Source organism: uncultured Salinisphaera sp. (assembly GCF_964012375.1).
Lineage (GTDB): Bacteria > Pseudomonadota > Gammaproteobacteria > Nevskiales > Salinisphaeraceae > Salinisphaera.
Map to the genome: position 1 here is coordinate 1 of NZ_CAXGSH010000045.1, position 23,804 is coordinate 23,804.

At 62.0% G+C, this 23,804-nt stretch carries 20 protein-coding genes; 4 read left to right on the top strand and 16 right to left on the bottom strand.

Annotation, left to right across the window (positions count from 1 at the left end):
* Window positions 1-221 precede the first annotated feature (221 nt).
* Window positions 222-611, top strand: a complete 390-nt coding sequence (gene queF, locus ABNU97_RS09475) for a preQ(1) synthase (RefSeq protein ID WP_348766490.1) — start codon at window positions 222-224, stop codon at window positions 609-611.
* Window positions 612-666: 55 nt separating this feature from the next.
* On the opposite strand, the gene ABNU97_RS09480 is transcribed toward queF, so the two are convergent.
* Window positions 667-1,347 carry a glycine zipper 2TM domain-containing protein gene (locus tag ABNU97_RS09480; protein ID WP_348766491.1) on the bottom strand — a complete coding sequence of 227 codons (681 nt, stop codon included), beginning with the start codon at window positions 1,345-1,347 and terminating at the stop codon, window positions 667-669.
* Between the two features lie 111 nt (window positions 1,348-1,458).
* Between ABNU97_RS09480 and cysZ the strand changes: the two genes are divergently transcribed.
* Window positions 1,459-2,229, top strand: a complete 771-nt coding sequence (gene cysZ, locus ABNU97_RS09485) for a sulfate transporter CysZ (RefSeq protein WP_348766492.1) — start codon at window positions 1,459-1,461, stop codon at window positions 2,227-2,229.
* Here the strand turns inward: cysZ and ABNU97_RS09490 are convergent.
* Entirely contained in the window at window positions 2,226-3,020 is a 795-nt protein-coding gene (locus tag ABNU97_RS09490; RefSeq protein ID WP_348766493.1) for an HAD-IA family hydrolase, read from the bottom strand. The two genes, cysZ and ABNU97_RS09490, sit on opposite strands and share 4 nt — an antisense overlap.
* 146 nt (window positions 3,021-3,166) lie before the next feature.
* Between ABNU97_RS09490 and dksA the strand changes: the two genes are divergently transcribed.
* A complete protein-coding gene (gene dksA, locus ABNU97_RS09495) occupies window positions 3,167-3,610 on the top strand; it encodes an RNA polymerase-binding protein DksA (RefSeq protein ID WP_293626570.1) in 444 nt (147 codons plus the stop codon).
* A gap of 159 nt (window positions 3,611-3,769) precedes the next feature.
* Window positions 3,770-4,300: a polyhydroxyalkanoate synthesis repressor PhaR gene (gene phaR / locus ABNU97_RS09500; RefSeq protein WP_348766494.1), complete on the top strand. Its 531-nt coding sequence runs from the start codon at window positions 3,770-3,772 to the stop codon at window positions 4,298-4,300.
* A gap of 210 nt (window positions 4,301-4,510) precedes the next feature.
* Here the strand turns inward: phaR and ABNU97_RS09505 are convergent, their stop codons facing one another.
* The 14 genes from ABNU97_RS09505 to tssB form a co-directional block, all read right to left on the bottom strand.
* Window positions 4,511-5,290 carry a type VI secretion system Vgr family protein gene (locus tag ABNU97_RS09505; protein ID WP_348766512.1) on the bottom strand — a complete coding sequence of 260 codons (780 nt, stop codon included), beginning with the start codon at window positions 5,288-5,290 and terminating at the stop codon, window positions 4,511-4,513.
* Window positions 5,291-5,343: 53 nt separating this feature from the next.
* Window positions 5,344-6,120, bottom strand: a complete 777-nt coding sequence (locus ABNU97_RS09510; protein ID WP_348766495.1) for a hypothetical protein — start codon at window positions 6,118-6,120, stop codon at window positions 5,344-5,346.
* 154 nt (window positions 6,121-6,274) lie between these two features.
* On the bottom strand, window positions 6,275-9,490 hold the full coding sequence (locus ABNU97_RS09515) for a T6SS effector BTH_I2691 family protein (RefSeq protein ID WP_348766496.1): 3,216 nt from the start codon (window positions 9,488-9,490) through the stop codon (window positions 6,275-6,277).
* Between the two features lie 5 nt (window positions 9,491-9,495).
* The gene (locus tag ABNU97_RS09520; protein ID WP_348766497.1) at window positions 9,496-10,440 is read right to left on the bottom strand and encodes a DUF4123 domain-containing protein; all 945 of its coding nucleotides are present in this window, start codon (window positions 10,438-10,440) and stop codon (window positions 9,496-9,498) included.
* 4 nt (window positions 10,441-10,444) lie between these two features.
* Window positions 10,445-13,276, bottom strand: coding sequence for a type VI secretion system Vgr family protein (locus ABNU97_RS09525; RefSeq protein ID WP_348766498.1), 2,832 nt, complete (start codon window positions 13,274-13,276; stop codon window positions 10,445-10,447).
* Between the two features lie 106 nt (window positions 13,277-13,382).
* On the bottom strand, window positions 13,383-13,787 hold the full coding sequence (locus ABNU97_RS09530) for a hypothetical protein (RefSeq protein WP_348766499.1): 405 nt from the start codon (window positions 13,785-13,787) through the stop codon (window positions 13,383-13,385).
* Between the two features lie 18 nt (window positions 13,788-13,805).
* Window positions 13,806-14,267 (bottom strand): hypothetical protein, encoded by a 462-nt coding sequence (locus ABNU97_RS09535; protein ID WP_348766500.1) that lies wholly within the window; start codon window positions 14,265-14,267, stop codon window positions 13,806-13,808.
* A gap of 460 nt (window positions 14,268-14,727) precedes the next feature.
* Complete coding sequence (tssH, locus tag ABNU97_RS09540) at window positions 14,728-17,478, bottom strand: type VI secretion system ATPase TssH (RefSeq protein ID WP_348766501.1); 2,751 nt, start codon at window positions 17,476-17,478, stop codon at window positions 14,728-14,730.
* Window positions 17,479-17,557: 79 nt separating this feature from the next.
* The gene (gene tssG / locus ABNU97_RS09545) at window positions 17,558-18,637 is read right to left on the bottom strand and encodes a type VI secretion system baseplate subunit TssG (protein ID WP_348766502.1); all 1,080 of its coding nucleotides are present in this window, start codon (window positions 18,635-18,637) and stop codon (window positions 17,558-17,560) included.
* Window positions 18,601-20,445, bottom strand: coding sequence for a type VI secretion system baseplate subunit TssF (tssF, locus tag ABNU97_RS09550; protein ID WP_348766503.1), 1,845 nt, complete (start codon window positions 20,443-20,445; stop codon window positions 18,601-18,603). Before tssF ends, tssG begins: the two co-directional genes overlap by 37 nt.
* 77 nt (window positions 20,446-20,522) lie before the next feature.
* Window positions 20,523-21,005 carry a type VI secretion system baseplate subunit TssE gene (gene tssE, locus ABNU97_RS09555; protein ID WP_348766504.1) on the bottom strand — a complete coding sequence of 161 codons (483 nt, stop codon included), beginning with the start codon at window positions 21,003-21,005 and terminating at the stop codon, window positions 20,523-20,525.
* 204 nt (window positions 21,006-21,209) lie between these two features.
* Window positions 21,210-21,713, bottom strand: a complete 504-nt coding sequence (locus ABNU97_RS09560; protein ID WP_293627297.1) for a type VI secretion system tube protein Hcp — start codon at window positions 21,711-21,713, stop codon at window positions 21,210-21,212.
* A gap of 57 nt (window positions 21,714-21,770) precedes the next feature.
* On the bottom strand, window positions 21,771-23,264 hold the full coding sequence (gene tssC / locus ABNU97_RS09565) for a type VI secretion system contractile sheath large subunit (RefSeq protein WP_348766505.1): 1,494 nt from the start codon (window positions 23,262-23,264) through the stop codon (window positions 21,771-21,773).
* A gap of 2 nt (window positions 23,265-23,266) precedes the next feature.
* Window positions 23,267-23,803, bottom strand: a complete 537-nt coding sequence (gene tssB, locus ABNU97_RS09570; RefSeq protein ID WP_348766506.1) for a type VI secretion system contractile sheath small subunit — start codon at window positions 23,801-23,803, stop codon at window positions 23,267-23,269.
* Between the last annotated feature and the right edge of the window lies 1 nt (window position 23,804).

Here is a 23,804-nt window from a genome sequence, read left to right on the forward strand (position 1 = left end):
CCTGGCAACGCAGTCGCGGCGTCTGTGAGGCCGAACCCCTTCGGGGCCGCCGGCTTTGCGCACGCTTGATCGGCGTCAGTGTTCGCTAGCGTGCACCAAGCACGCTACGCTCTCACTTCCTTGTCAATCGCGCGCAAAGCACGCCGGCGCGACCGCGACAGGTTGTGCAGAGCTTCCTTAGCCCACTTGTTAGCGACCAAAGCGCGCACGACGGAGAACCGATGTCGACCCAACCGAGCCGCGATCTCGAAACCTTTCCCAACCCGAGCCCGGAGCGCGATTACACCATTCGTATGCGTATTCCGGAATTCACCTGCCTGTGTCCGAAGACCGGCCAGCCCGACTTTGCGACGCTGTATCTGGAGTATGTGCCGGAGGCGAGCTGCGTGGAGCTGAAATCGCTCAAGCTCTATGTGTGGTCTTACCGCGATGAAGGCGCCTTTCACGAGGCCGTGACCAACCAGATCCTGGAAGACTTGGTAGCCGCGACCCAGCCGCGCTTCATGCGCCTGCACGCCGAATTCTGGATGCGTGGCGGTATCGATACCAGCGTGATCGTCGATCACCGGGCCGACAATTGGCACCCCGGCACGCCGGTGCATCTGCCCTGAAGCGATCGACGCCCTGCCGGTGCCAAACTTGGCGGCACCGGCAGAGGCGACAGGTCTAGCGCATCAGAATCAGGCTGTTGCCCTGAACGCGTACGCGGGTTCCGGGGCTGATGCTATCCGCCGTATCCACGCTCACAGTGCGTGAGCCGCCGGCGTCCATGGCCACGGCCACCTGGTAGATGGTCTTGCGCTTGATGCGCTTTTCCACTTCGCGACCCGCGAACACGCCGCCGAGGGTGCCCGCGACCTGGGCGATGGTCTTGCCCGAGCCGCTGCCGATCTGGCTGCCGACCACGGCGCCGGCCACGCCACCGGCGACGCTGCCAATCAGGCTCGGGTCGCCGTTGGTGGTGACCGGCGTGATCGAGCTGACCGTGCCGCAATCACCGCAGACCGGCTGCTCGTTGCTCTTGGCCTCTTCGCGGGCCTCGGCACGGGCTTGCTGGGTGGCGCTATCCGACTTCTTGGCCGCCTGCGTCTGGCGCTCTGCGGCTTCGCGTTTTTCGGTCTTGGCTTCGGCGACCTCTTTTTCCGCCGCCGCTTTATCTTCGCGCGCCTTCGCTTCGGCCTGGGCCTTTTCGGCGGCGTCGACCTTCGCCTGGGCTGCCTCGAGTTCGGCGTTCGCCTGTTCGAGCTGGGCCTGGGCCTGATCGCTGTCGTCCTGGGAGCAGGCGCTCAGCGCCAGCGTCATACAGCACAGCAGTACGGCAAACCATCGCAAGCTCGGATTGTTCATGGGTTTTCCCTGGGTTGTTCTACACTCATGCTTCGAAGCCGCGCGACCGTCCGAGTGGACGCCGGCGCGCGTCGAATTGCCCAAATTCTAGTCGAGCTACCCGAACGTACGATGAATCCGATTACCGAATTCAGCGCCGGCCCGTCCTATCTGCTGCGAGGGTTTCGCATGCTGGGCGAACCGTCACTGCGCCGCTACGTCGTGATTCCTATCCTCATCAATATCGTGCTCATCGCCGGCCTGGTTTCGTTGCTCGGCTGGCAGCTCGACAGCTGGCTGCATGCCTGGCTATCCGGCCTGCCGGACTGGCTCGCGTGGCTGGAGACCCTGCTGTGGTGGATCGGCGTGCTGCTGGCAACGCTGGCGTTCTGCTATATCTTCACCCTGCTCGCCAATCTGATTGCCAGCCCCTTCAACGGCCTGCTGTCGGCCCAGGTGGAAAAGCTGGTGACTGGCCAGGCGCCCGAATCGGGTATGAGCCTGGCCGGCGAAATGGCCGACGGCCTGTTCGGCGAGCTGCGGCGGCTACGCTATTACCTGGGCCGCGCGCTGATGTTGGGCATTGTGAGCCTTGCCCTGTTCTTCATACCGGGGGCGAATCTGGCCATCGCGCCGATGTGGTTCGTGTTCGGTGCCTTCATGCTCTCGTTCGAGTATCTGGACCAGCCCATGGCCAACCGCGGGCTGCGTTTCGACGACAAGATCCTGCGCATGCGCGCGCGGCGCTGGCGCCACCTGGGCTTTGGCAGCCTGGTGACGTTCATGACCGCGCTGCCGCTGGCCAATCTCGTGGTGATGCCGGCCGCCGTGGTCGGCGCCACGCTGCTGTATCTGGAGTGTCACCCGAGCGGCGGTACCGCCCCGGTCAAACGCGGCGATTAATCGGCAGACGCCGGCGCCGCTTCGCCGTTGATGCGCCGCAGCACGTCCAGATTGACGTAGTCGAAATCAAAGCCGGGGGATTTGAGAATGGTCACCGGCAGATCCGGTTCGCCCAGCGAATCCAGCACCGCCGCGGCGCTGTCGAAGACCTGATCGCGGGTATCGGCATTCACGGTGACCAACGCGGGCACGTGCGCGCCATGGGCCGCCCTTACGCCTGCATTCGAGTCCTCGATGGCAATACACTCGGCGGGCGCACAACCCAGGCGCTCACAGGCCATACGGTAAACGTCGGGCGCGGGCTTTTTATTGTCGACCTCGTCACCGCATACGGTCAGTTCGATATAGGCCAACAACTCGTCGCCCAGCGCATAGGCCAGGAACGGCTCGAGTGTCGCTCGGGTGGCATTGGTCACGATGGCGATACGCAGACCCGACTCGCCCGCTTCGCGAATCAGGCGTTCCACGCCAGCCCGAAGCGGCACCCGCCCCTTGCGCAAGCGGTCGCGGAAATAGCGCGACTTGCTCTGGTGCAGCTCCGCGACCCAGTTGTCGCGGTCCTCGCGCACGCGCTCGTCGTTCGGGCCCAGTTCGGGCTCGTAACTGTCGAGGTAGTGATTGATGCGTTCGCGGCCGCCGGAAATCAGAAGCAGCTTGCGATAGAGCGTCTTGGTCCAGCGCCAGTCCAGACCGTGCTCCTTGAACGCCCGGTTGTAGGCCGGCAGATGGCCCTCGGGTTCGGTATCGGCCAGAGTGCCGTCGACATCGAATAGCAGCGCGCCAAGCGTCATGGACAAAAAGCCGGAGACGGCCGGAGTTTGCGAGAGGCGCAAGTCTGCCAGAACCGTGCCAGGATCGCACGCCGCTCAAGAAAATCGTTGCACGGCCGTACTCCAGCATGCTAAACGTACGCGCTGTTATCTGACCCGAGGGCCGCATGCCTGCAACTCAGAAAGAATCGAAACTCGAGGCGCCTCAGCAATTTACGCCTTACACCCCGAAAGAGGGTGAAGAGTATATGAATGAGGCGCAGCGCGATCACTTCCGCCGAATCCTGATGAACTGGAAACGGGAGCTCATGGAAGAAGTCGATCGCACCATGCATCACATGAAGGACGAGGCGGCGAACTTTCCCGACCCGACCGACCGTGCCAGCCAGGAATCGGAGTTCAGCCTTGAACTTCGTACCCGCGACCGCGAGCGCAAGCTCATTCGCAAGATCGACCAGGGCATCTCCCGCGTCGATCGCGATGAATACGGTTTCTGCGATACCTGCGGTACGGAAATCGGTATCCGGCGCCTGGAAGCCCGGCCGACCGCGACCCTGTGCGTGGACTGCAAGAGCCTCGACGAAATCCGCGAGCGCCAGCTCGGCCGCTGACACACCCGTCGCACCGGCCCGAAACGCCCGCCCCGCGCGGGCGTTTTTATTGCCGCCGACTCAACGCCCTACGTTTGCACGCGCCGATCTGGCACAATCGTATTGCCGCGATGCAGCAAGCTGCGCGCTGCGCTATTTCTTTGTATGACGGGGCACGGGATGACTGACAACACGCGCATCATCAAGAAGTATCCGAACCGACGACTCTACGATACGGAAGTCAGCCGCTACATCACGCTGGAGAATATTCGCCAGCTGGTGATCCGGGGCGAACACTTCACCGTCATCGACAAGCGCAGCGGCGACGACATTACCCGCAGCATCCTCCTCCAGGTCATCAGCGAGCAGGAAGAAGGCGGCGACCCGATTTTTCGGACCGAAGTGCTGCGCAACATCATCCGCTTCTACGGCGACTCCATGCAGAGCACCGTGAGTTCCTATCTTGAACTGTCGCTGGAGTTCTTCAGCGAGCAGCAACAGCAGTTCAAACACCGTGTGGCACGATTGCTGGACGTTAACAACCCGCTCGCCGCCCTGCGCGAGCTCTCGCAGTATCAGGTCCCGATCTGGCGAACCGTACGGCGCGAATTCCTGGCCAACCTCAAGCGCAAAGAAAAAGACGGCGAACAGCCGCAAGTAACTGGCGCGGATGCCGATAATAGCGATCAGGAAAAGCAATCGGACCGATAGAAACCGAACCAGATTTTTTCCGGAACGGATACTTGACTAAAGTCGTAGACCGGGTATACTGCAACGCAACATCAGCAAACACGCTGAAACCGAATCTCCTCCGAAAGGCCTAACGGCCTTTCTCGCACCTTGCCCCCTTACCCTAGGGGGCTTTTTTATGGGCGCGATAAAAATCTCGGAGACGTAGTCGTCGTCCGCCAATTAGCCAGTTCAGCGACCCAACGGGCGGCATGAACCTGCTCTCGCCTGACCTTTAATAGTGAGCAACACGCCCTGGCCGCCACGCAGGCTGCCGTAGGATTGCGTGGTCAGCTCGGCGCCGCGGCCGGCGCCGCGCTGGTTGTCGGTCTCGTGCTTGAGATGACCCAGGGCCAGCGATGTGGCGTATTCGGTGGTGGCCAGCTGGGTACGCAGTTGCTTGGGCGTGGCATCGAAGACGAGCTGATTGTAGCCGCCGATGCCCTGCCCGCTCGTCGATAGGGCCTGGGTCTTGTGACCAGAGAACACGGCCGGGTGGGCATGTTCGCCGGCCTGGCCGGCGAACCACGCCGGGGCATTGCCGGTGACGGCACCCACCGCCCCGCTCACACTGTTGTGCTGGGCGTCTTGTTCGCCCTGGCCGTTGTAGAGCGCGCCGGTAACCACGGGGCGGTCGATATCGCCATCCTGAAAAGTGACGACCACTTCCTGGCCAACGCGGGGGATGAAGTGGCTGCCCCAGTTGGCGCCGGCCACGGCCGTGCTCAGCCGCACCCAGGTGCCGGCCCGATCGCTGGCCGGGGCGTTGTCGTCGCCGGCCGGATGGGCTTGCTGGTTGTGGGCACGCGCGCCGCGCTGCCAGTGGAACTGGACCTTGATGCGGTGATCGCGGTCGGTATGCAGCGGTGCGCCTGCCGGGCCGACGACGATCGCGCTTTGCGTGCGACGAATCGTGGGCTTGGGGTGCAGGCGCAGGCCGTGGCCGTCGGTGAGCGGCGCCCGAAATTCTATTCAGCAGCTACGCTTAAGGGCTCGTATCGCCTTAAGCAACGCCTTAGTTAGCTTTAAGTCGTAGCTTTGAGCGCTTCACGAAGGTCTTCCGCGACCCGGACATCGTTCTTATCGAGAATCGCCAGAATTTCGGGGTTACTGAGCGCTCGACCGCCGGCGGCCTCAATGTCGGCCTGCTTGAACGGCGGTGCTGGCGGCGGGTTTTCGACATCGGGGACACAGCCAGGGCCTACAGGCGGTGCGCCCTCTTCCATGTACCGCCGTACGTACTCATAGAGCTGAAACAGATAATCGTCTGAATAATTGGCACCGCCAATGGCGCATGTGCTGCCGGCGAACCGAGGGTTGTCCGGATCCTCGAATATAAGCTGGAGATGATACATCGTCTGATAACTGCCCTGGCCGACGATCTGGGTCTTGTACGAACGGACGTGCATTTTATCCCACGACTCAACCTTATAAACCGGTTGGCTTCTTTCGACTGGCTTGAAAAACCGAGGCTGCGTGCGCGTGACAAAGATAACTTCGCGGGTCTTCCTGTTGAAGAGTTGGGCTGCGTACATGTCCGTTGCGGGCAGACTACGGTACATCATCGAAACGACTAGAAACCCCGCCGCAGAAACAATAAAGGTGGGTATCACAATTAGCTTATAGAAACCTGGAATAACAAATATCGCCATAAAAACCATAAATGTCGTCAGCCCCGCCACCCCCAATACAAGCAAAACAATAAAAAACCAAAAAAAGACTTTCCAAAAAACCCCATCGCTTTTATCTGAACCGAGCTCGATCGCATCCGGATACACACGTTTGAGATTGCCCCAGGTCATGGGCATTTCGTGAGCGCATTGTTTTGTATCGTCGACGACCCGGTGAGGTCTTTGCCGCATTACTTTTTGCCATGCGGGCACATTGTCTGGTAGTTCGAAATACGGTTCGCCCCCCTGGTGCAGGTCAACGAGGCAACGCCCGTCCCCCGTATCGTTAGTAGCCGAAAGCGACATGTTCTGCCTTTATGGTCTGTCTATAGAGGGGCTGCGTCGCGGTCGCATTTGCGTACACCACGACGACCGCTTCGATATTGTTCAGGCTGTCGTGCGGGAAAGCGACAGTTTGTCTGAATACGTCGTCTTTTACTTCGGGTTCAACCTCACTACCGGGCGCGCTGACCACGCAAGGCCACGAGTGTTCAAATTGGAGCTGACCGTGCTTGTGCGATGCTAACAACACGCGCTGACCGGCTTCGTTGATGCCACTGATGACATAGCCCCAAACGCGCTGGCTGCTGTTCGGGAACTGCAAAGTTAATTTGACCTGTTCACGCCGCCTGTCTGGGCCTGCCGGCATGGCAGATACTGAACCGGGATCGGTACGGATATGTAACGTCCCAGTTAGAAGCAGGAACACTTTGTTCAGCGCGAAGACTTCGGCCTTTTGTGTACCGTACTTCTCGACGCCGACGTCGCCCCAGATGCAGCGCTTAGCCCAATTCGCTATCGCGTCATCCTTGGCAAACGCCGCCCAATAGCCAATCGCGAATATGGCAAGCACCAAACCGAACGCTATCAGCGATCCCACGGCAATCAGTGTGCCGGCTGAAACACTCAATAGCGAGAAGCCTGCGGTACCGGCGGCAACAGCACCCAACGCTACAACCGAGGCAGCGTTAATCAGCGTCATCAAAATCTCGGCAACACCATAATCTGTGTCCGAATTCTGAAAAGCTGAATAGGCGGATAACCCAGATTCGAAAGTAGCGACCATCGCCGCGACGGCAAATATCCCTGTCCCACCTGCGATCAACCTGCCACTCGCAACACTCGCCCGCTTCAAGGCCGCTTCTCCAGCCCCTTTCGTCGCCTGCTTCGCCCAGGCCTGACTCACACGCCCGCTAATGTCCAGTACGCCACCACCGACGTTCAGTGCCGCCGCGCTTATCTTAAACAGTGCCTCTTCACGCTCTTGCCCACTTAGCGTTTCCAGCGAATCCAGGCCTTCGATCAGCGAATAGAAATCATAGATGGCAACGCTTGTGCTGAGCAGACCGTCCGGAGAGCGGGCGGCGGTCATTGATTGGGTAAACAGCTGCGATAGCTTGGCCCGGTCGATCGGGATTTCCGGCGCTGCTGCCCAAGCGCGATTCAGATTCGAAAAGGCGGGCTTCAAATGACTAATCCGGTTCTTAGCCGCTGCTTTCGTAGCGCCGAACAGCCGTTGGATTTCGGCCGGTCGCTCATTGGTCCAGATCCAGGCCTTGACCATTTTCTCCGCGGCCGATGGGTGTTCGCTGAGCGCCAATGCCATCGCGCCTGCCGCGACATGCGTTCTTACGCCGTTACGCAGCTCTTGAAGTGACTCGAGGTGTTGGTTGCGCTGGGCACGCCAGGCGGCCATCAGGTCCGCCAAAGGTAGATGAATTTCAAGGAGGGCTGGCGGTTCGTTGCCCCGCCTCTGGCTCGCCGTTGCGCCAGCTAGACGCTGGATTCTTAAACGAAGAATCGGCGAATCGCTTTGCTGTTTGTTGAGCACCATGGCGGTTGCGCCCAACACGCCCAGTAAGGGATGAGCGATGCCGGCCAAACCGGCTCTAGCGGCCTCCGTTACCTTACCGGCTTGCCCTCCCTCCAGCTGTGGGAGCATGAGCAGGGTGGCAATGGCCTTATATTCCGACTGCTGCTGCTCGGGCGCCGTGATCCACTCGAAGTGACTTTGCTGGTTGCCCAGCAGCGCCCGCATGATGAGATTGTTCGTATCCTGCGGATCGGCCGAGAGAATCGTGGCAAAGCTTTCTTCACTGACGCTCGTCTGCGGTCCGAAGCATGTCACGTTTGCTACGGCGGTGGCATAGGCGGTGCCGTCACAGGGGGTCGCGGTATCGTAGTCGTGCTCGGTGGCGACTTTGCGCATCGTGCTTTGCAGCCACGCGTCGTGATCCCGATCCAGCGCGATACGCAACTGCTTGTCTTCTTCTTTTTTCGCGTTGTAGCGACTGAGAAAGCTCGACCACGCAGGATCCAGTTGATCCGTGATGTTCTCCTTGCGGTCGGCGCTTTGTTCGTCCAGCGTTTGTTGGCTCGGCAGGCGAATATGGCCGAAGTTACCTCGCTCCGCCCGATCAAAGGTGGCCTGTGGCGGCAGGCGGCCATCATCTTTCATCTGCTGGAATTCGTGCGACTTCACGTACTGGCCTTCCAGATCCCGGTAGTCATCTAACGAACGCAGCAGTTTGGTTTCCTGCCGATCAATACGATCCAGCATATTCTGGATCGTCTGCGCCGTTTGTAGTTTCCACCGGCCGTTCTGGCCTTGGCTGTTGAGCCAATCCTGCGCGGTTTGTGTCAGGCTCATGCGCCGCACTGCCGCTTCAGTTGTCACGCCGATCGGGTCGGCGACGCCAACGACCAGCGCGTTGTCGATCGATAGCTCGCTATCTCCACCTTGTTCGATGATCCAGTTGGCCCGGTCTAGAAGCGTTTCGCTCGACTCGGGTCGGGCTTCGTATGGCGGGTACGGATTGCCGCGGAGATTGTTTCGCTGTACCGGACGCGCTGCGTAATCCACGACATGCCCACCCACGAACTCTTGCGTGAGCGTCACGCTCGCCTCGCATGATGCGTCCGCCGCGTTGATGCGCGTCATGCGTTGGTCGCGCAACCCGCTATCGCCGGCGTAATGTTCCCGAACTGCCGGACTCCAAACATGATCCGCGAACCCAACCCATACCGGGCCTCCACGATCCGCGTCGGCGATAGACAAGAGCATCGCGGTGCCATAGTTGGCCGTTGCCGAACAGGCGAACGCGTCATTCTTTTCTGGCTCAGCAGGCGCGGCCGCGTCCGTTATCGGGTACGGGGTCATATAACCACCGTCGCTGACCCGAAATATCTGCCACCCATCATGCGCCACGATCTGGGCGCTTTGCGGGGCAGCATAGTAGACGTGGACAAACCCCTCTCGTAGCGTACGCGCCACATAACCGGACGTCGGTAGCGGCACGGCGTCTGCAGTGCCTTTCAAAAGGGGTCTGATGGCATCGACATGCGTTCGTGCGTATTCGGCGTCCGCTATCCCGGGCCGTACCAGCAGAATGGGCAGGCCGGCCTTGTTGCAGGCCGGGCAGCCGCCCACGCCGTTTCCGGCATGCGGGGTCGTCGCAGCGACGGCATTTCTTGCGTTTTCCAGCGGGTCGACAACGGCCATAAGCTTTAACTCGCAACGGGTTCGGTAGAACGTACGAATGCCGGGTCATCCAGCTCGGCTTGGATTCGTTGCCAGCCGTCCGGATTCTCGATCGATGCCAGCGCATCGGCCAGGGGGATATCGGATACACGCGCCTGGTCGATACAGGCACGGATACGCGAATGCGCCATCAGTCGCGGATGCACTTGCAGGCAACATAGGGCGAGCACCTGACTATCCGACGCGCGGGTCAGTCCCTGTGCTTCGCACTGCTCGATCAGCCGTGAAGCGCGCGCCAGGTAATCGGCCGGCAATGCCTCAGTCATAAGTTGCCATGCCCGTACCAGCGCATGCACGTTTTCGCCGCGTGCCGCGGTCTTCCATTGCGCGGCGCTCAGCCTTAGATAACCATCAGGGCTTGGAACTGACAACTCCTGATCGACGGCTTCGTAAATCGCCCATTCGGGTTTGCGGGTGAGCGTCCACCAGGCGTCAATCGGGCCGATTAGTTGAGCCTGCTGTTGCGTATCGAGCGCCGGCCAGAGCCAGGCCAACACCCGTGGATCCGCCCAACGCATATATCGGGGTCTGGGTTCGCTGGGGGCTCTAAGCGTCATCACGCCCGCAAGATGACGAGCGACGCGTTCCGCCGGTTCGCGAGTGAACAACCAACCGCCGATCGCCCATCCGGTCGACACCTCATTTTCGGGGTCGCCTTGCTCTCGGCAGGACTCGCGCACGCTTGCCCGAATCAATTCGACATTCGACGCGCGGATCCGAATGAGTCGCGGTCGCTGGTCTGGGGTAAGCGCGGGATGGGTGATGGGAATGGCAATACGGTCCTCATCGGCCACCGTGGCTAAAGTGTCTTCTAGCGGCTCGGTAAGGTACGGGTCAATCAGCAGATAGCACTGGCCATAGTGGGAAAGCTGTTCGCCCAACTCGCGTACTTGTACGTCAAGGCTTGTCATGAGCTCACGTGATCGACGATGCGCCGCCTGCCGCCGCGCTCCCGTTCTTTTTCGGGCAGGGTTCGAGTTGCGTCTTGGCAAAAGATAGCGGCTCAGGCGCCCCACTCCCCGGTCCGGTCAACACATGCTGCCCTGCATGGAATGTCACCGCCCCCGGCGCGGTCAGCGTGATATTCGCGCCCTTTATTTCCAGCCCGCTGCCGGCGGCGGTGAGCAGGATGTGTTTCATGGCGCTGACGTTCACGTCGGCTTGCGTGCTGGTGATGGTGACGGACTGGTCGGCGGCGAGTTTGGCTTTGGCACTTTGCGCCTGGGCGGTCACGGCGCCGGTGGCGGCATGCAGGGCGATGCCGGTTTCCTGATTGGGTTTGTTGCCGTCGGCGGCCTGGCCTTGGGTGTAGAGGCGCAGGCCCAATGCCACGGCGGCGACGTGGTCGTTTTGTGTGGAGATATTGATATCGCCGGCGGTGGCAGAGAGCGTTTTGCCGGCGCTGACGATATGGTCTTTCGGCGTGAGTGCGGCGATGCCGGCCGGGGCACTGGCGATCAGGTCCGGGCGCGCCCAGGCGGGGACGTCGCCGGTGCCGCCTTGGGTGGTCTTGATTGCGGCTTCGGCGTTTTGGGTGTTGCTGCCGGTGCCGGAGGCGGTGGCGGCGATCGATTCTTGTGTGTCTTCGAGGGCGTTGAGCGCGGGGCGGTCTGCGGGTTTGGGGTCGCCTTCGACGGTGGCTTGTTGGGCGTCGGCGGCTTCGGCGAGGCTTTTGATCAGCCCGTGGGCCTGGCCGAGAGCGGTTTTTGCGCCGTCGGCGCGAAGCTGTTCTTGCCCGCCTTCGGTGGTGAGCAGCACGCCCTGGCCGCCGCGCAGGCTGCCGTAGGATTGCGTGGTCAGTTCGGCGCCGTGGCCGCGGTCGGCGCCGCGCTGGTTGTCGGTCTGGTGTTTGAGATGACCCAGGGCGAGCGATGTGGCGTATTCGGTGGTGGCCAGCTGGGTGCGCAGTTGCTTGGGCGTGGCATCGAAGACGAGCTGGTTGTAGCCGCCGATGCCCTGCCCGCTCGTCGATAGGGCCTGGGTCTTGTGACCAGAGAACACGGCCGGGTGGGCATGTTCGCCGGCCTGGCCGGCGAACCACGCCGGGGCATTGCCGGTGACGGCACCCACCGCCCCGCTCACACTGTTGTGCTGGGCGTCTTGTTCGCCCTGGCCGTTGTAGAGCGCGCCGGTAACCACGGGGCGGTCGATATCGCCATCCTGAAAAGTGACGACCACTTCCTGGCCAACGCGGGGGATGAAGTGGCTGCCCCAGTTGGCGCCGGCCACGGCCGTGCTCAGCCGCACCCAGGTGCCGGCCCGATCGCTGGCCGGGGCGTTGTCGTCGCCGGCCGGATGGGCTTGCTGGTTGTGGGCACGCGCGCCGCGCTGCCAGTGGAACTGGACCTTGATGCGGTGATCGCGGTCGGTATGCAGCGGTGCGCCTGCCGGGCCGACGACGATCGCGCTTTGCGTGCGACGAATCGTGGGCTTGGGGTGCAGGCGCAGGCCGTGGCCGTCGGTGAGCGCGGGACGATAGACGGTATCCGCCGGGATCGCGGTGAAGGCGTTGTGGTAAAAATCGTCGTCTTCATCCGCCCTTTCGCCAGGCGACCGTGCGTTCACCTCGGGGTGTTCGTTAACGCCGCCGTCGGCGCGCGCGGCCCGGGCGTGCCAGGGCGGCGGTGCGGCTTCGGCATCGCCGAGCTGGCGTTCGGCTTCGGCGAAGATATCGGCGCCGAGGTTGTTCTTGATGCGGTGGTGCACCCGGGTACACAGGCTGGGTGCGTCGCCGCGGGCGTGGTCGATGAGCACGAAGCGCGTACCGGGGGCGAGCTGGCGTTCGACGCCTTCGCCGTCGATCACGCTTTGCGATGCGATCCAGGCTTCGCGCTGCATGTCGGCGAGGCGCTGGCCGTATTCGCGAGTGGGATAGGCGTACTGGCCGGGGGTGTCCTCGGCGTCGATCGCGATCGGGCCTTGCGGGCCGGCAGCGGACACGGCGCGCATGTCGCGGGTTCGATAGTCCCAGCTGGTCAGGCGCAGCTGGGGGCTATGGCGCTGTTCGCGTGCGCGCCAGTGCTGAATGGCGTCCTGGGTTTCGGTGGCGTCGGCGCGATGAAAACGAATCGGCCGGCCGTCTTCGGGTTGGAACGCGCTATTGTGGTCGGCGATGACCAGCGTATGCGTGCCGAGCGTGTCGGCGGATCGATCGCCGCTGTGCTCGAACCAGTAGTACAGGCCCTGGCTGGCGAGCAGGCGCTCCACGAAGGCGAGATCGGTTTCGCGATACTGGGTGGTAAGGCTACGTTCGGGGTAGATACCGCGATCGGCCAGATCCCAGCGCCAGGCCGGCGCCAGCGCGCCCTGGCCGACGTAGTCCGAAAACACCGATTCGACGATATCGATCAGGCTGGCGTTCTGGAATACATAGCTGTCGGTGCGATAGCCGAGAAATGCCAGCCAGGGTTCGATAACCAGCCGGTAACGGGCCGCGCCCTGGTTCGAGCCGATGCGCTCAAAGGCGGTGACGTGGCCATGCCAGGGGCGCAGCTCTGTGCGGGATTCGGCAGTCATCAGCTCCAGTAGGACGGGCTGGCCGATGAGCTCGTCCAGAGCAATGAACGGATCGGTCGAGAGAGCGGTGAGCTCGAAACGATAACCGGCGCCGTCGCTGATCGCCTCGAGCCCGTCGACGCGCTCGGGCAGCAGCTCCGCCCCGCTGCGCGGGGTGTGCAAGCGCAGCAGGCGGTCGGTCTGGGCGACGCCGGGCAGCACGTTGGCAAGCATGTCGACGAGTGGGTTCATGGCTGGCGGGTCTACTGGCCTGTTCTGGAATGATGTGGCGCGCCCTGCAGGCGACCCGGGTCTACGACCCGCGGCAGGCCCAACAGCGCGCGCATGATGTATGGACTCATGCCTCCACCCTCACCGCACAGGCGAATCCCTGCGTGTTCTCGGGCTCGGTTTCCGTGTTGTCGGCAAACACCAGCCGGTAGTCGCCCGGCTGGGCGAAGGCCTTGACGGTTTCGCGCTGGCCGTCGACGTAGCGCACGGCTTTTTGTGTGGCGAGTTCGAGCGTGAGTGTATGAGTATCGGCGGTATACGGCGTGAGTTGCGCGCCGGCCGGCGGATAATTGAGATAGCGCCAACCAGCGGGCGTATTCAGGGCGAGATAGCGCGGATTGGGGCCGTCGCCGCTCAGGCGCACGCTGACCACGCCGCCGTCGCTTTTAAAGCGCACCGGCGCGGGCTGTGCGTGCGCACAGCCGAGCAACGCGGCGAATAGCAGGCCAACAATCCATTGCCGTCGATACATCATCACAACCTCCCGCGCTCAAAACTGCACATGCAGATGCGGCGGATGGCGTTCCTGAATGACCACCCGAGCGCGATGCGCACGGCACGCCTTTGCCAACGCCTCGCGCTCGCTCGGGCTGCAATCACGCGTGCGAAGCTCCAGGGCGGTGGGATGCAGCTGCCTTGAAATATAGGTGCGTGCGCGCATCTGCTTTTCGATCACCTCGGCCATGGCGCGCACGATGTCGCGCTCGCTCTGGCGTTGCTTGCGGCCGACGACGAAGGCCTCGTGAATCGCCATCGCGGCCCGGCGCTGGCGATAGACCTGATACGAACCGCCGCGCGTGAATTTGTCGTACATGGCCTGGGCCTGGCTGTGCGGGGTACGTGCCCCGCTGGTCACGACCACCGGTTTGGACACGTCCCGACTTACCGCCGCGACAAAGCGCCGCGCCGCCGCAGACAATCGAACCCCAGCCAACGTCGTGTAATCCGCCATGAACTCAGCCCCGCTCAATCAAACTCATGCCCATCGCCTGCGTCGTCTTCTGCAGCCGCCGCACCGGAACGTACAGAGTGCCTACTCGATATGTCCTTATCTTTTCGGCACCGCGCAAAAGCTCCTAAAGACTCGATAAATACTGATATTTCATAAAGATCGGCCTGAATCCTCACGCCGTATCGAACCTGTCTTTTATCGGCCGTTGCTCATACATCCGGGCTTATGCCGCTCCAGCCCCGCACTTTTCGGCCCGAGAGCACCCGGTCGCTTATCCAAGTCGCCACAAACGCAAACAATTCAAAGTACGAGCTAAAATCATACCAAACCCAATTTTCGTTTGCTGCTAATGCCAACAATAGGCGATTAAGCACTCTAACCGCCTGTTTTCAATAGCCTGGAACTCATTCGAGCCATTCTCCGGGCATCGAGCAAGCCGCCGCACCCACAACTATGCGGCTCAGGCCGACACCACCTTGTATGTAAATTCCCCGTTTTTCTTCGCGCCGACACGAATCTCGGCAATCGCCTGTCCGTCTGCCATATGCGACAGCACGGCACCGGCGATCTCGGGCAGCAGCGTGCCGGTGAGAATGTTGTCGACGTTGCGCGCGCCGGAGTCCACCTCGGTGCAGCGGGTGAGTACGGCTTCGACGAGCGCGTTGCTGTATTTGAGTTTGGCGTGGTGGTTCTCGGCCACGCGCGCCACGATCCGCTCCAGCTTGAGCCGGATGATCTCGACCAGCGCATCGTCGGATATCGAGTAGTACGGCACGACTTTCAGGCGGCCTAGCAGGGCCGGCTTGAAGGTCTGGTACAGCTCGGGACGCAGCGCCGCATCGAGGCTGTCGATATCCGGCATTTCATCGGCCGCCTTGTTCAAACACGCCTTGGTGGTCGTGGCCGAGCCGACGTTGCTGGTCAGGATGATGATGGTGTTCTTGAAATCGATCGGCCGGCCTTCGGCATCGTCGATCGTGCCCTTGTCGAACACCTGATAGAACAGCTCCATGACGTCCGGGTGGGCTTTTTCCACTTCGTCGAGCAGCACCACGGAATAGGGGTTGCGGCGCACGGCTTCGGTCAGCACCCCGCCCTCGCCGTAGCCCACATAACCGGGCGGCGAGCCTTTCAGGCCGGAGACGGTGTGGGCCTCCTGATATTCGCTCATATTGATGGTGACCAGCTTGCGCTCGCCGCCATACAGAATATCGGCCAGTGCCAGGGCGGTTTCCGTCTTGCCCACGCCGGAGGGGCCGACGAACAGAAACACGCCCTTCGGCTTGCCCGGGTCTTCCAGACCGGCGCGGGCCGTGCGTACCCGCTGGGCCACCGCGGCCAGTGCATGCGACTGGCCGATCACCCGCGCTTCGAGCAGCCGCTGCAGGTCGAGGACGGTATTGATTTCGTCCTTGATCATCTTGCCGAGCGGAATACCCGTCCACGACGATACGATCTCGGCCACCGCGTGGGCATCCACCTGGTTGGTAACCAGCGGGGATTCGCCTTGCAGGGCCGCGAGTTCGCCCACCAGATTCTTGAGCGTCTGGCGGTCTTCGGCGCTTTGGTCGGCGGCGTCGGCTGGCGGCGCGTTATCAGCTTGGCTCGCGGCGGGATCAGTGGGCTCGGCGTGTCCCGCGGCGGCGCCGCGCGCGCTATTGCGGCCGCCTTCGAGCTTGGCGCGCAGGTCCTGAATCTGACGAACCAGGGCCTGTTCCTGGGTCCAGCGCTCGCGGTCGGCTTCCAGGCTGGCTTCGATGGACTGGCGCAGTTCGTACAGCTCGGCCAAACGCTCGTCATGGCCGTCATCGGCCGCCGCTTCGCGTTCCAGCGCGTCGATTTCAGCCACCAGTCGATCCAGGCGCTTGCTGTCGTCTTCGATACGCGCGGGCGTCGCGCTCTGGCCGAGCGCAACGCGGGCACAGGCGGTATCCAGCACGCTCACGGCCTTGTCCGGCAGCTGGCGACCGGTGATATATCGGTGCGACAGGCGCGCAGCCTCGGTGATGGCTTCGTCGAGAATACGCACGTTGAAGTGGGCTTCCATGAGCGGGGCGATACCGCGCAACATGGCCGCGGCCAGCTCGGCATCGGGCTCGTCGACCTTGACCACCTGAAAACGGCGCGCCAACGCGGCGTCCTTTTCGAAGTACTTCTTGTACTCGCTCCAGGTGGTGGCGGCGATGGTGCGCAGTTCGCCGCGTGCCAGCGCCGGCTTGAGCAGGTTGGCGGCATCGCTCTGCCCGGCCTGGCCGCCCGCGCCGATGATGGTGTGTGCCTCGTCGATGAACAGAATGATCGGCACGGGGCTTTTCTTGACCTCGTCGATCACGCCCTTGAGGCGGTTCTCGAATTCGCCCTTCACGCTGGCCCCGGCCTGCAGCAGCCCCAGATCGAGCACGTGCAGGGCCACGTCCTTGAGCGGCGGCGGTACGTCGCCCTCGACGATCTTGAGTGCCAGACCTTCCACGACGGCGGTTTTGCCCACGCCGGCCTCGCCGGTGAGAATCGGGTTGTTCTGGCGACGCCGCAGCAGGATGTCGGTGACCTGGCGAATTTCGAACTCGCGGCCGATCACCGGATCGATCCGGCCTTCGCGGGCGGCCGCGGTGAGGTTGTTGGTGTATTGATCGAGCGCGGGCGTGCGCGAACCTTTCTTTTCGCCGGCGAGCGTTTCCGGATCATGCGCCGCCGTATCAGGCGATTCGCTCCCGGTCTGGCGCAGGCTTTCGGCGGCCTCTTGCGAGCCTTCGGTTAGCGCGTCGAAATCATGCTTGAGTTCATCGACCTTGAAGCGGGCGAACTCGGCCGAACCGCGAGAGGCGAACTGCGACAGCTCGGATTCGGTAAGCAACGCCAACAGCAGGTGCCCACTGCGAATGCTCGCCGTCTGCGAATCCAGCGAAGCGATCAGCCAGGCGTGCTCGAACAGGGTGGGAATATGACGCGAAAACACCGGCGTGCGCGTATTGCCGGTCTTGAAGCGGGCGACCTCGGCTTCCAGGTCGCGGCCGAGCACGGCCGGGTCGATACGGCTATTTCGCGCCGCGCGTACCAGGTCGCTGTTCGGCTGCTCGAGCAGGGCCAGGAACAGATGCTCCAGGTCGACCTCGAAGTTGCCGCGCGCCTGCGTAATGGCCGCCGCCCGCTCGGCCGCACGGCGGCAGGTCGGGTTGAGCTTGCTGATCAGCGTCTTGAGATTCGTTGCCATGTTCTTATTCGTAGTTCAAGCCAGTAACTAGGGAAGCTCTGCACAACCTGTCATGGTCGTAGATGAGCGGGGCCGCACGTCATATTCGATAGCCGGCATCGGCACGGGGCGCATCAGGCTGGCGACTGCAAAGAAAGGCATCCCAGCCCAGTCGGCCGTCTTCGCGCTCGGCGTCGAGGGCCGCACCACGGACTTCTTCGGGGGCCAGAATGAGTACGACTTCGTATTCCAGGCGTACGCCGGTAAGTGCCTGGAGGAGTTTCTTCAATGCCTCGGCGCTGTCGCCGCCGGGCAGCAGACCGGTGAACTGCGCACGCTTTAGCGGCCCGATCCACAGCCGTACGCAGATATCGCACTGCATGACCCGCTCGCCGGAGAGCGCGCCGCCACCGAGCGTGGCGTTGGCCTGCCCGAGATAGGTGCGCTGGGCGGGCGGCACGTCGTACCAGCGCGCCACGAACTGTTCCAGCCGCACCTCGACGCCGAAATAATCGGCCACGACGCGTTCCACCATGGCCGCCGAGGCAGGCTTGCGCCAGAACGCGCTGGCGTAATTGGCGATCGCTTCCTGATGAATACAGCCGGGCTCTTCGCGAAGCCGCTTCTTGAGCGGATCGAAATCCATGCCGGCAAACGACAGCATGACCGGCAGTGCGCGATCGCGCCGGTCCAGCTCGTAATGCAGCGGCAAGCGGTACTTTTTCCAGGCGGCATAGAACAGCGCCGCGCTACGGTTGGAGAAAATGTCGAGAAAGGCGCGCGCAGCCCGATCGCGCTGGTAGATCTCGCGGCCGATCAAGCGCTCGGTGTATTGCAGCGGCAAGGCCCCGTTCGTGCCCAGCAGGCCGAAAAACGCGGGCGTGATGGCCACCTGGGCCAAGTCGCCTTCCTCGATGGCGTGGTTGCGCTGTTGTTCGTCCTCGATCGCCGAGCCGTCGAAAGCCAGCGCCAGCGCCTCCTTCAGCTCGCTCGCCGGGAAGTCGAGAGACAGCGTGTTACGAAAACGCAGCCGCTCGGATACAAAATCCACGCGGCGCCCATCGCGACGCGCGAAATAAAGCTCGAGCAGACGCACCGCCTGGAAATAGCCGTAGCGATACGGCTCTTCCAGCAGCGATTGCGTTATGCCAGCACTGAATCGCCGCCGCGCGGATGGCATCGCAGCAAGACCTCCTCGGTGTGGCCGGACACGATCACCAGCTGGGTAAAGCTGTTTGCGTGGACATAGAACCCCAGGAACCGATCGATAACCTGGGCGAATACGTTGACGCCGATACCGACAAAGCTCTCCTCATCCACGGTCAGCGTGACTTCGAGCCCGCGGACAACCGCCGCATGATTGCCTCGGGACAGCCAAGTCGTGGTCGGCTGATAGTCCAGCGCCAGAATCCCTTCGATCTGGCGTGAAGAGATGGCCGATCGCGACAGATCGTAGATGCGCAGCACTTCCTTGAATGTTTCCAGCCCACCCTGCACCAGCGATAGATGATCGAGCGCCAGATGCGAAATCAGCCGCCAGTGCGCCTGGCGGCCACGCGCAAAGCGCTTGCCCGGCGAGGGCTTGCGCAGCATCTGGATACGCTGCACCACCGAGCCGCCTTCCAGCGTAAGATCGCCGCCCGGCCGGCCGTAGGCCAGGCGCTCGGGTAGATCGCGATTGGTACAGGTCAAAGCCACGCTGAGCGTGTCGGTATGGGGCTTGACCGGCTCGAAATTCAGATCGACCAGCGTGAGCTCGTATTCGTAGCCCGGGCTGGTTCGCGCGACCATCTCGTCGCGGCTCATCACCCAGTAATGGCCGGCGCTTTCCGGATCCGCGCCGTGCTGGAGCGAATAGAACGGCCGAAACACCGTCACCGACTCGCCTTGCGGGGTCTGGCGAACGCGTTTGACCGACTCTACCGATACCACTTCATAGGCATACGCTCGGCGTGCGTCCGCAACCACGGGGTAGGAAGACGCAGTCTCGCTCACGCGTATCGGCTCGCCGCGTTGCGGAAACAGATTCACCACCGGCGTGCAGCCAGTGAGAAGGCTCTCCGCACTCAGGCCTTCGAGCGTACGGGCAATACCCGAATCCGACCGCACGCCGGTGAGCAATAGATGCAGCGTAAAGATACGGGTATCCGATGGCAGAGCCCGCATGAGCGCCGCGAAATCGATATCGACAAAATTGAACTTGTCCGGAAAGGCGAAGAATTCCGTCAACAACCGAAAAGCGGGATGCGAACGACGCGGGTAGTCGATGAGCCCTTCGCTTTCGTCGAAGCCCACCGGCTTGATCGGTATTTCGTCCAGCGCAACCCATTCACCGTGCCGGTCAGCCTCGGCATAGGCCTTGAGGGCGTACATGGACAGGGCATCGCGCAGCGCGGCAGAAAATGACGGCTCGCCATCGATGAACAGCCGCAGGTCGTCGATGCCGAGCGTCGCCGCCCTGGCCTGCTCGGAGGTGATATGAAACGTCAGCGATATCTGGCCGGTGGCGTCCGCCGGGGTGCGCACCGCACGGGGCGGCTGTGCCACCGGCTCGAACGCCGCGCGCTGCAGCTCGAGCGGCCCGAGCGTGACGTCGTAGGCGGTACGAAAACGACAGGGCACATTCTTGACTGGCGCGGAACGAAGCTCGGTGCCGCGGGGTATGGTCGTGGCCTTGCTCAGCTGGCCGGCGGCACTGCCGATATCCAGCCGGGCGATGGAACAGGCCGGGAACGGCCGCAGGTAGTGCGGATAGAGCACCTCCAGCAGCGCGTCGGTAAATTCCGGGTAGTCGTCCTCGATCTTCTTGGCAACGCGCGCGTTGAGCAGCGCGAAGGATTCGATCAGGCGTTCAACGTGCGGATCCTGGCTGACGTCGCCAGACAGCAACAGCCGGCCCGCCACCTTCGGATAACGGCTTGAGAATTCTTTGGCGTACTTGCGCAGGAAGGCGAGCTCACGCTCGTAGAACGGCAGTAACTCTTCCATGGCTTATCCGTCACACCGCTGCGGCGGACGCTTGGCCGCGTTTGCGTGGGCTACAGCGAAAGTCAGCGAAGCCGCTCTCATACCAGGGCGCGACGGCTTTTGGAGACGGTGTACTGAAGCGTCGATGGCTGCAGCATTGCATCGAAGCTGACCGGCTCCTGGGCCGGATACATCACTAGCAGAGCGGATATGGCGAAGTGCAATTTGCTGGACAGTTCGTGGTCGAGTTCGAGCGACGCACGCACGTTCTGCAACCGCGGTTCGTGCTTACTGATGGCCTCTTCCAGGGAACGACACACGTAGCCGCGGTCGTAGGAACTGGCCAAGCTGAGGCCGGAGAAATCGTTCAGGCCGTAATTCAGCACCGAGCGCTGGCACTCCGGATACCCGCTGAGGAGCTCTTGCGAATACACGAGGCGGCTATTGAGCAATGCCTCCAGATCACGGGCCACCGACTCCTTGACCTGTTCGATATTGAGCAGCTCAACCGTGCCCGCGGAAGGCGCACGGGGGTCGTCGTCAAGCAGTTTTTCGAACAGGCTTGGTTCGAATCCAGTCACGTCATTCCCCGCTATAACCGATGGTGCAGCACGCCGCACCCAAGCCGCAGGCGCCCCGACACGCGCCGACATGCGCATGCCCGTCCACGGCTAAACGTTCCCCTGGATGGAACACAACGGCTGCGCGATGCGCGCAGCCGTTGCGAAAGCGGGCCTCAACGCTGCCGGTTCGAGGCAACGTCGAGGCCGCCGACAAGACTGCGCTCAGGAAGCGAACGTCTTGTCGTTCTTGGTCAGGCTCCAGGCGCCCTGCGAGCTACCGCCGGCACCACCGCCGATCTTCTGCTGCGTGTACTTCCACTGTACGGCAGCGTACTTGAGGGCCATGGTTTCGGTCGGAATGCCTTCCGCCTCAACCGAGGGCGCCATATCGGAGACGATGGCATCCTTGAGCTGGATTTCCATGTACTTGATGCGCTGGCCTTCGCCATCCGCACGATAGAATTCGATCGTGACCTTGGAGAAGGTCGTGCCGCCGGAACAGGCCTGATAAAGCTGCGGGCTCACGACGTCCATGTCTTTCGTGAAGATCATGTCTTCGTGTTCGCAACGCTCGGCGGTATGGCCACCCGCGCTGGATGCCGTCGCCGATTTCGGCTGCAGAATCCGGTGATGCCAGGTATGGGCTTCGACCCAGTCCTTGTGGTCCTTGTCCTGCGATTCGCCCTTGATGCCGGGGCGATCGAACTTGATATAAATATCCTTCACTGCGGTCCCTCCAAATTTTCAGGATGTCGTCTTAAGTTTCAAATAACCAACAGGAACTTACGACGCGCGCGCCGATTCGGGCAATTCAGCTACCAACCGAAGTGATACCGACAGTTCGTCTAGTTGGAAATGTGGCCTGAGAAAGGCCGCCGCCCTATAAGAGCCCGGGCGCCCCGGGATCTCGGACACTTTGATCGACGCTTCCCGCAGCGGGAACTGGGCCTTGGCCTCCTGCGTCGCATTATCGTCTAGCAATACGTACTGGGTGATCCAGTTGTTCAGGAAGTCCTCGACGTTGCCCGCCGAGGCAAAACTACCCACCTTGTCTCGCATCATCGCCTTGAGGTAGTGAGAAACCCTCGAAACGGCGAAGATGTACTGCAGCTGCGCCGAAAGCACTGCGTTGGCGTTGGCTGCATCGGTGTTGTATTTCTTGGGCTTTTGTACCGACTGCGCGCCGAAGAAGGCCGCGTAATCGGTATTCTTGCAATGCACCAGCGGAATGAGGCCCAGATCGCTCAGTTCCTTCTCGCGCCGATCGGTAATGGATATTTCCGTCGGACACTTGAGCGCGATCTCGCCATCGTCGGTCTTGAAGGTATGCGTGGGCAGGTCTTCCACCAGACCGCCACCTTCGACGCCGCGAATGGCCGCGCACCAGCCAAAGTCTTCGAACGCCGCCGTCAGCCGGGCACCGAAAGCATAGGCCGTGTTGCACCACAGATACTTGTCGTGATCCTTGCCATCGACGTCTTCGACGAAGTTGAAACCGTCGACCGTGGTGCCGTCCTTGGGGTTGTAAGGCAGGCGCCCCAGAAAACGCGGCAGGGTAAGCCCCACATAGCGCGAGTCTTCCGACTCCCGGAACGACTTCCACTTGGTGTATTCCACCGTGTCGAAGATTTTGGCCAGATCGCGCGGCTTGCTCATCTCGGTATACGAATCGAAGCCGAAAAGCTCCGGCGCAGCTGCCGAGATGAACGGTGCATGCGCGGCCGCCGCGACATGCGACATCTGCTCGAGGAAATGCATGTCCTCGGGCTGACGACTGATCTCGAAATCGCCGATGATGGCGCCGAACGCGGAACCGCCGAAGGTGCCGAATTCTTCTTCGTAGACCTTCTTGAACATCGCGCTCTGGTCGAACTCAATAGCAGCCTTGAAGTCCTTGACAAGCTCGCGCTTGGTCGCGGACATCATGCGGATCTTGATCATCGAGCCGGTGGTGGTTTGAGACACCATGTAATCGAGGCCGCGCCAGCTGCTCTCGAGCTTCTTGAACTCGGGCGCGTGCATGACTTCGCTGAGCTGATCCGAAATAAGCGCGTCAAGTTCGGCAATACGGGCGTCGAGCGTGGCCCCGAGGTTGTCGGACACAACCACGGTGCCATTCATGACGTTATCCACCAGCTCCGAAATGATGTCGCGCGCTCGCGCATGCTCGGAGTCCGACTTGGCGACGCGGCTTTCGTCGACGATCTTGTCGAGAAGGTTGACCTCTTCGGTCTGGGTCGCGTCGGCCTTGGATTCGTTACTTTGGGCGTTGGCCATTCTTAACTTTCTCCTCGATCATCGTCGGCTTTGTCGTCGGCCGACGCTGCCGATTTTTTCAGAGCCTCGAGCTGCTCGGTATTGCTCAGCACCTCGGCGAGCATGTCTTCGAGCTTCTCGTTGCCGGCGAGCTTGTTGCGAAGATCCGCAAGCTTGCGGCGCGCATCCACCAACTGCTTGAGCGGCTCGACCTGCTCGACTACCGACTCGGGCGAGAAGTCGTCCATGCTCTTGAAGGTCATATCGACGCCGAACTCGCCGCCCTCGTCGGAAAGGCGGTTGCGCACGCGATAAGCCGCCCGCGGCGCCAGCCCACTCATAACCTCGTCGAGGTTGTCGCGATCGACGGAAATGAACTTGCGATCACGAAGCTTGGGCTGCTCCACTTCCGACTGGCCACGGAAATCACCGACCGCGCCAACCACAAAAGGCAGCTCCTTTTCTTCGATCGCATCGCCCTTTTCGACGTCGTACGTCAGCTGGACGCGCGGCGGACGAACCTTCTGCAGTCGTTTCTGCACACTTTCATTTTTAGCCATG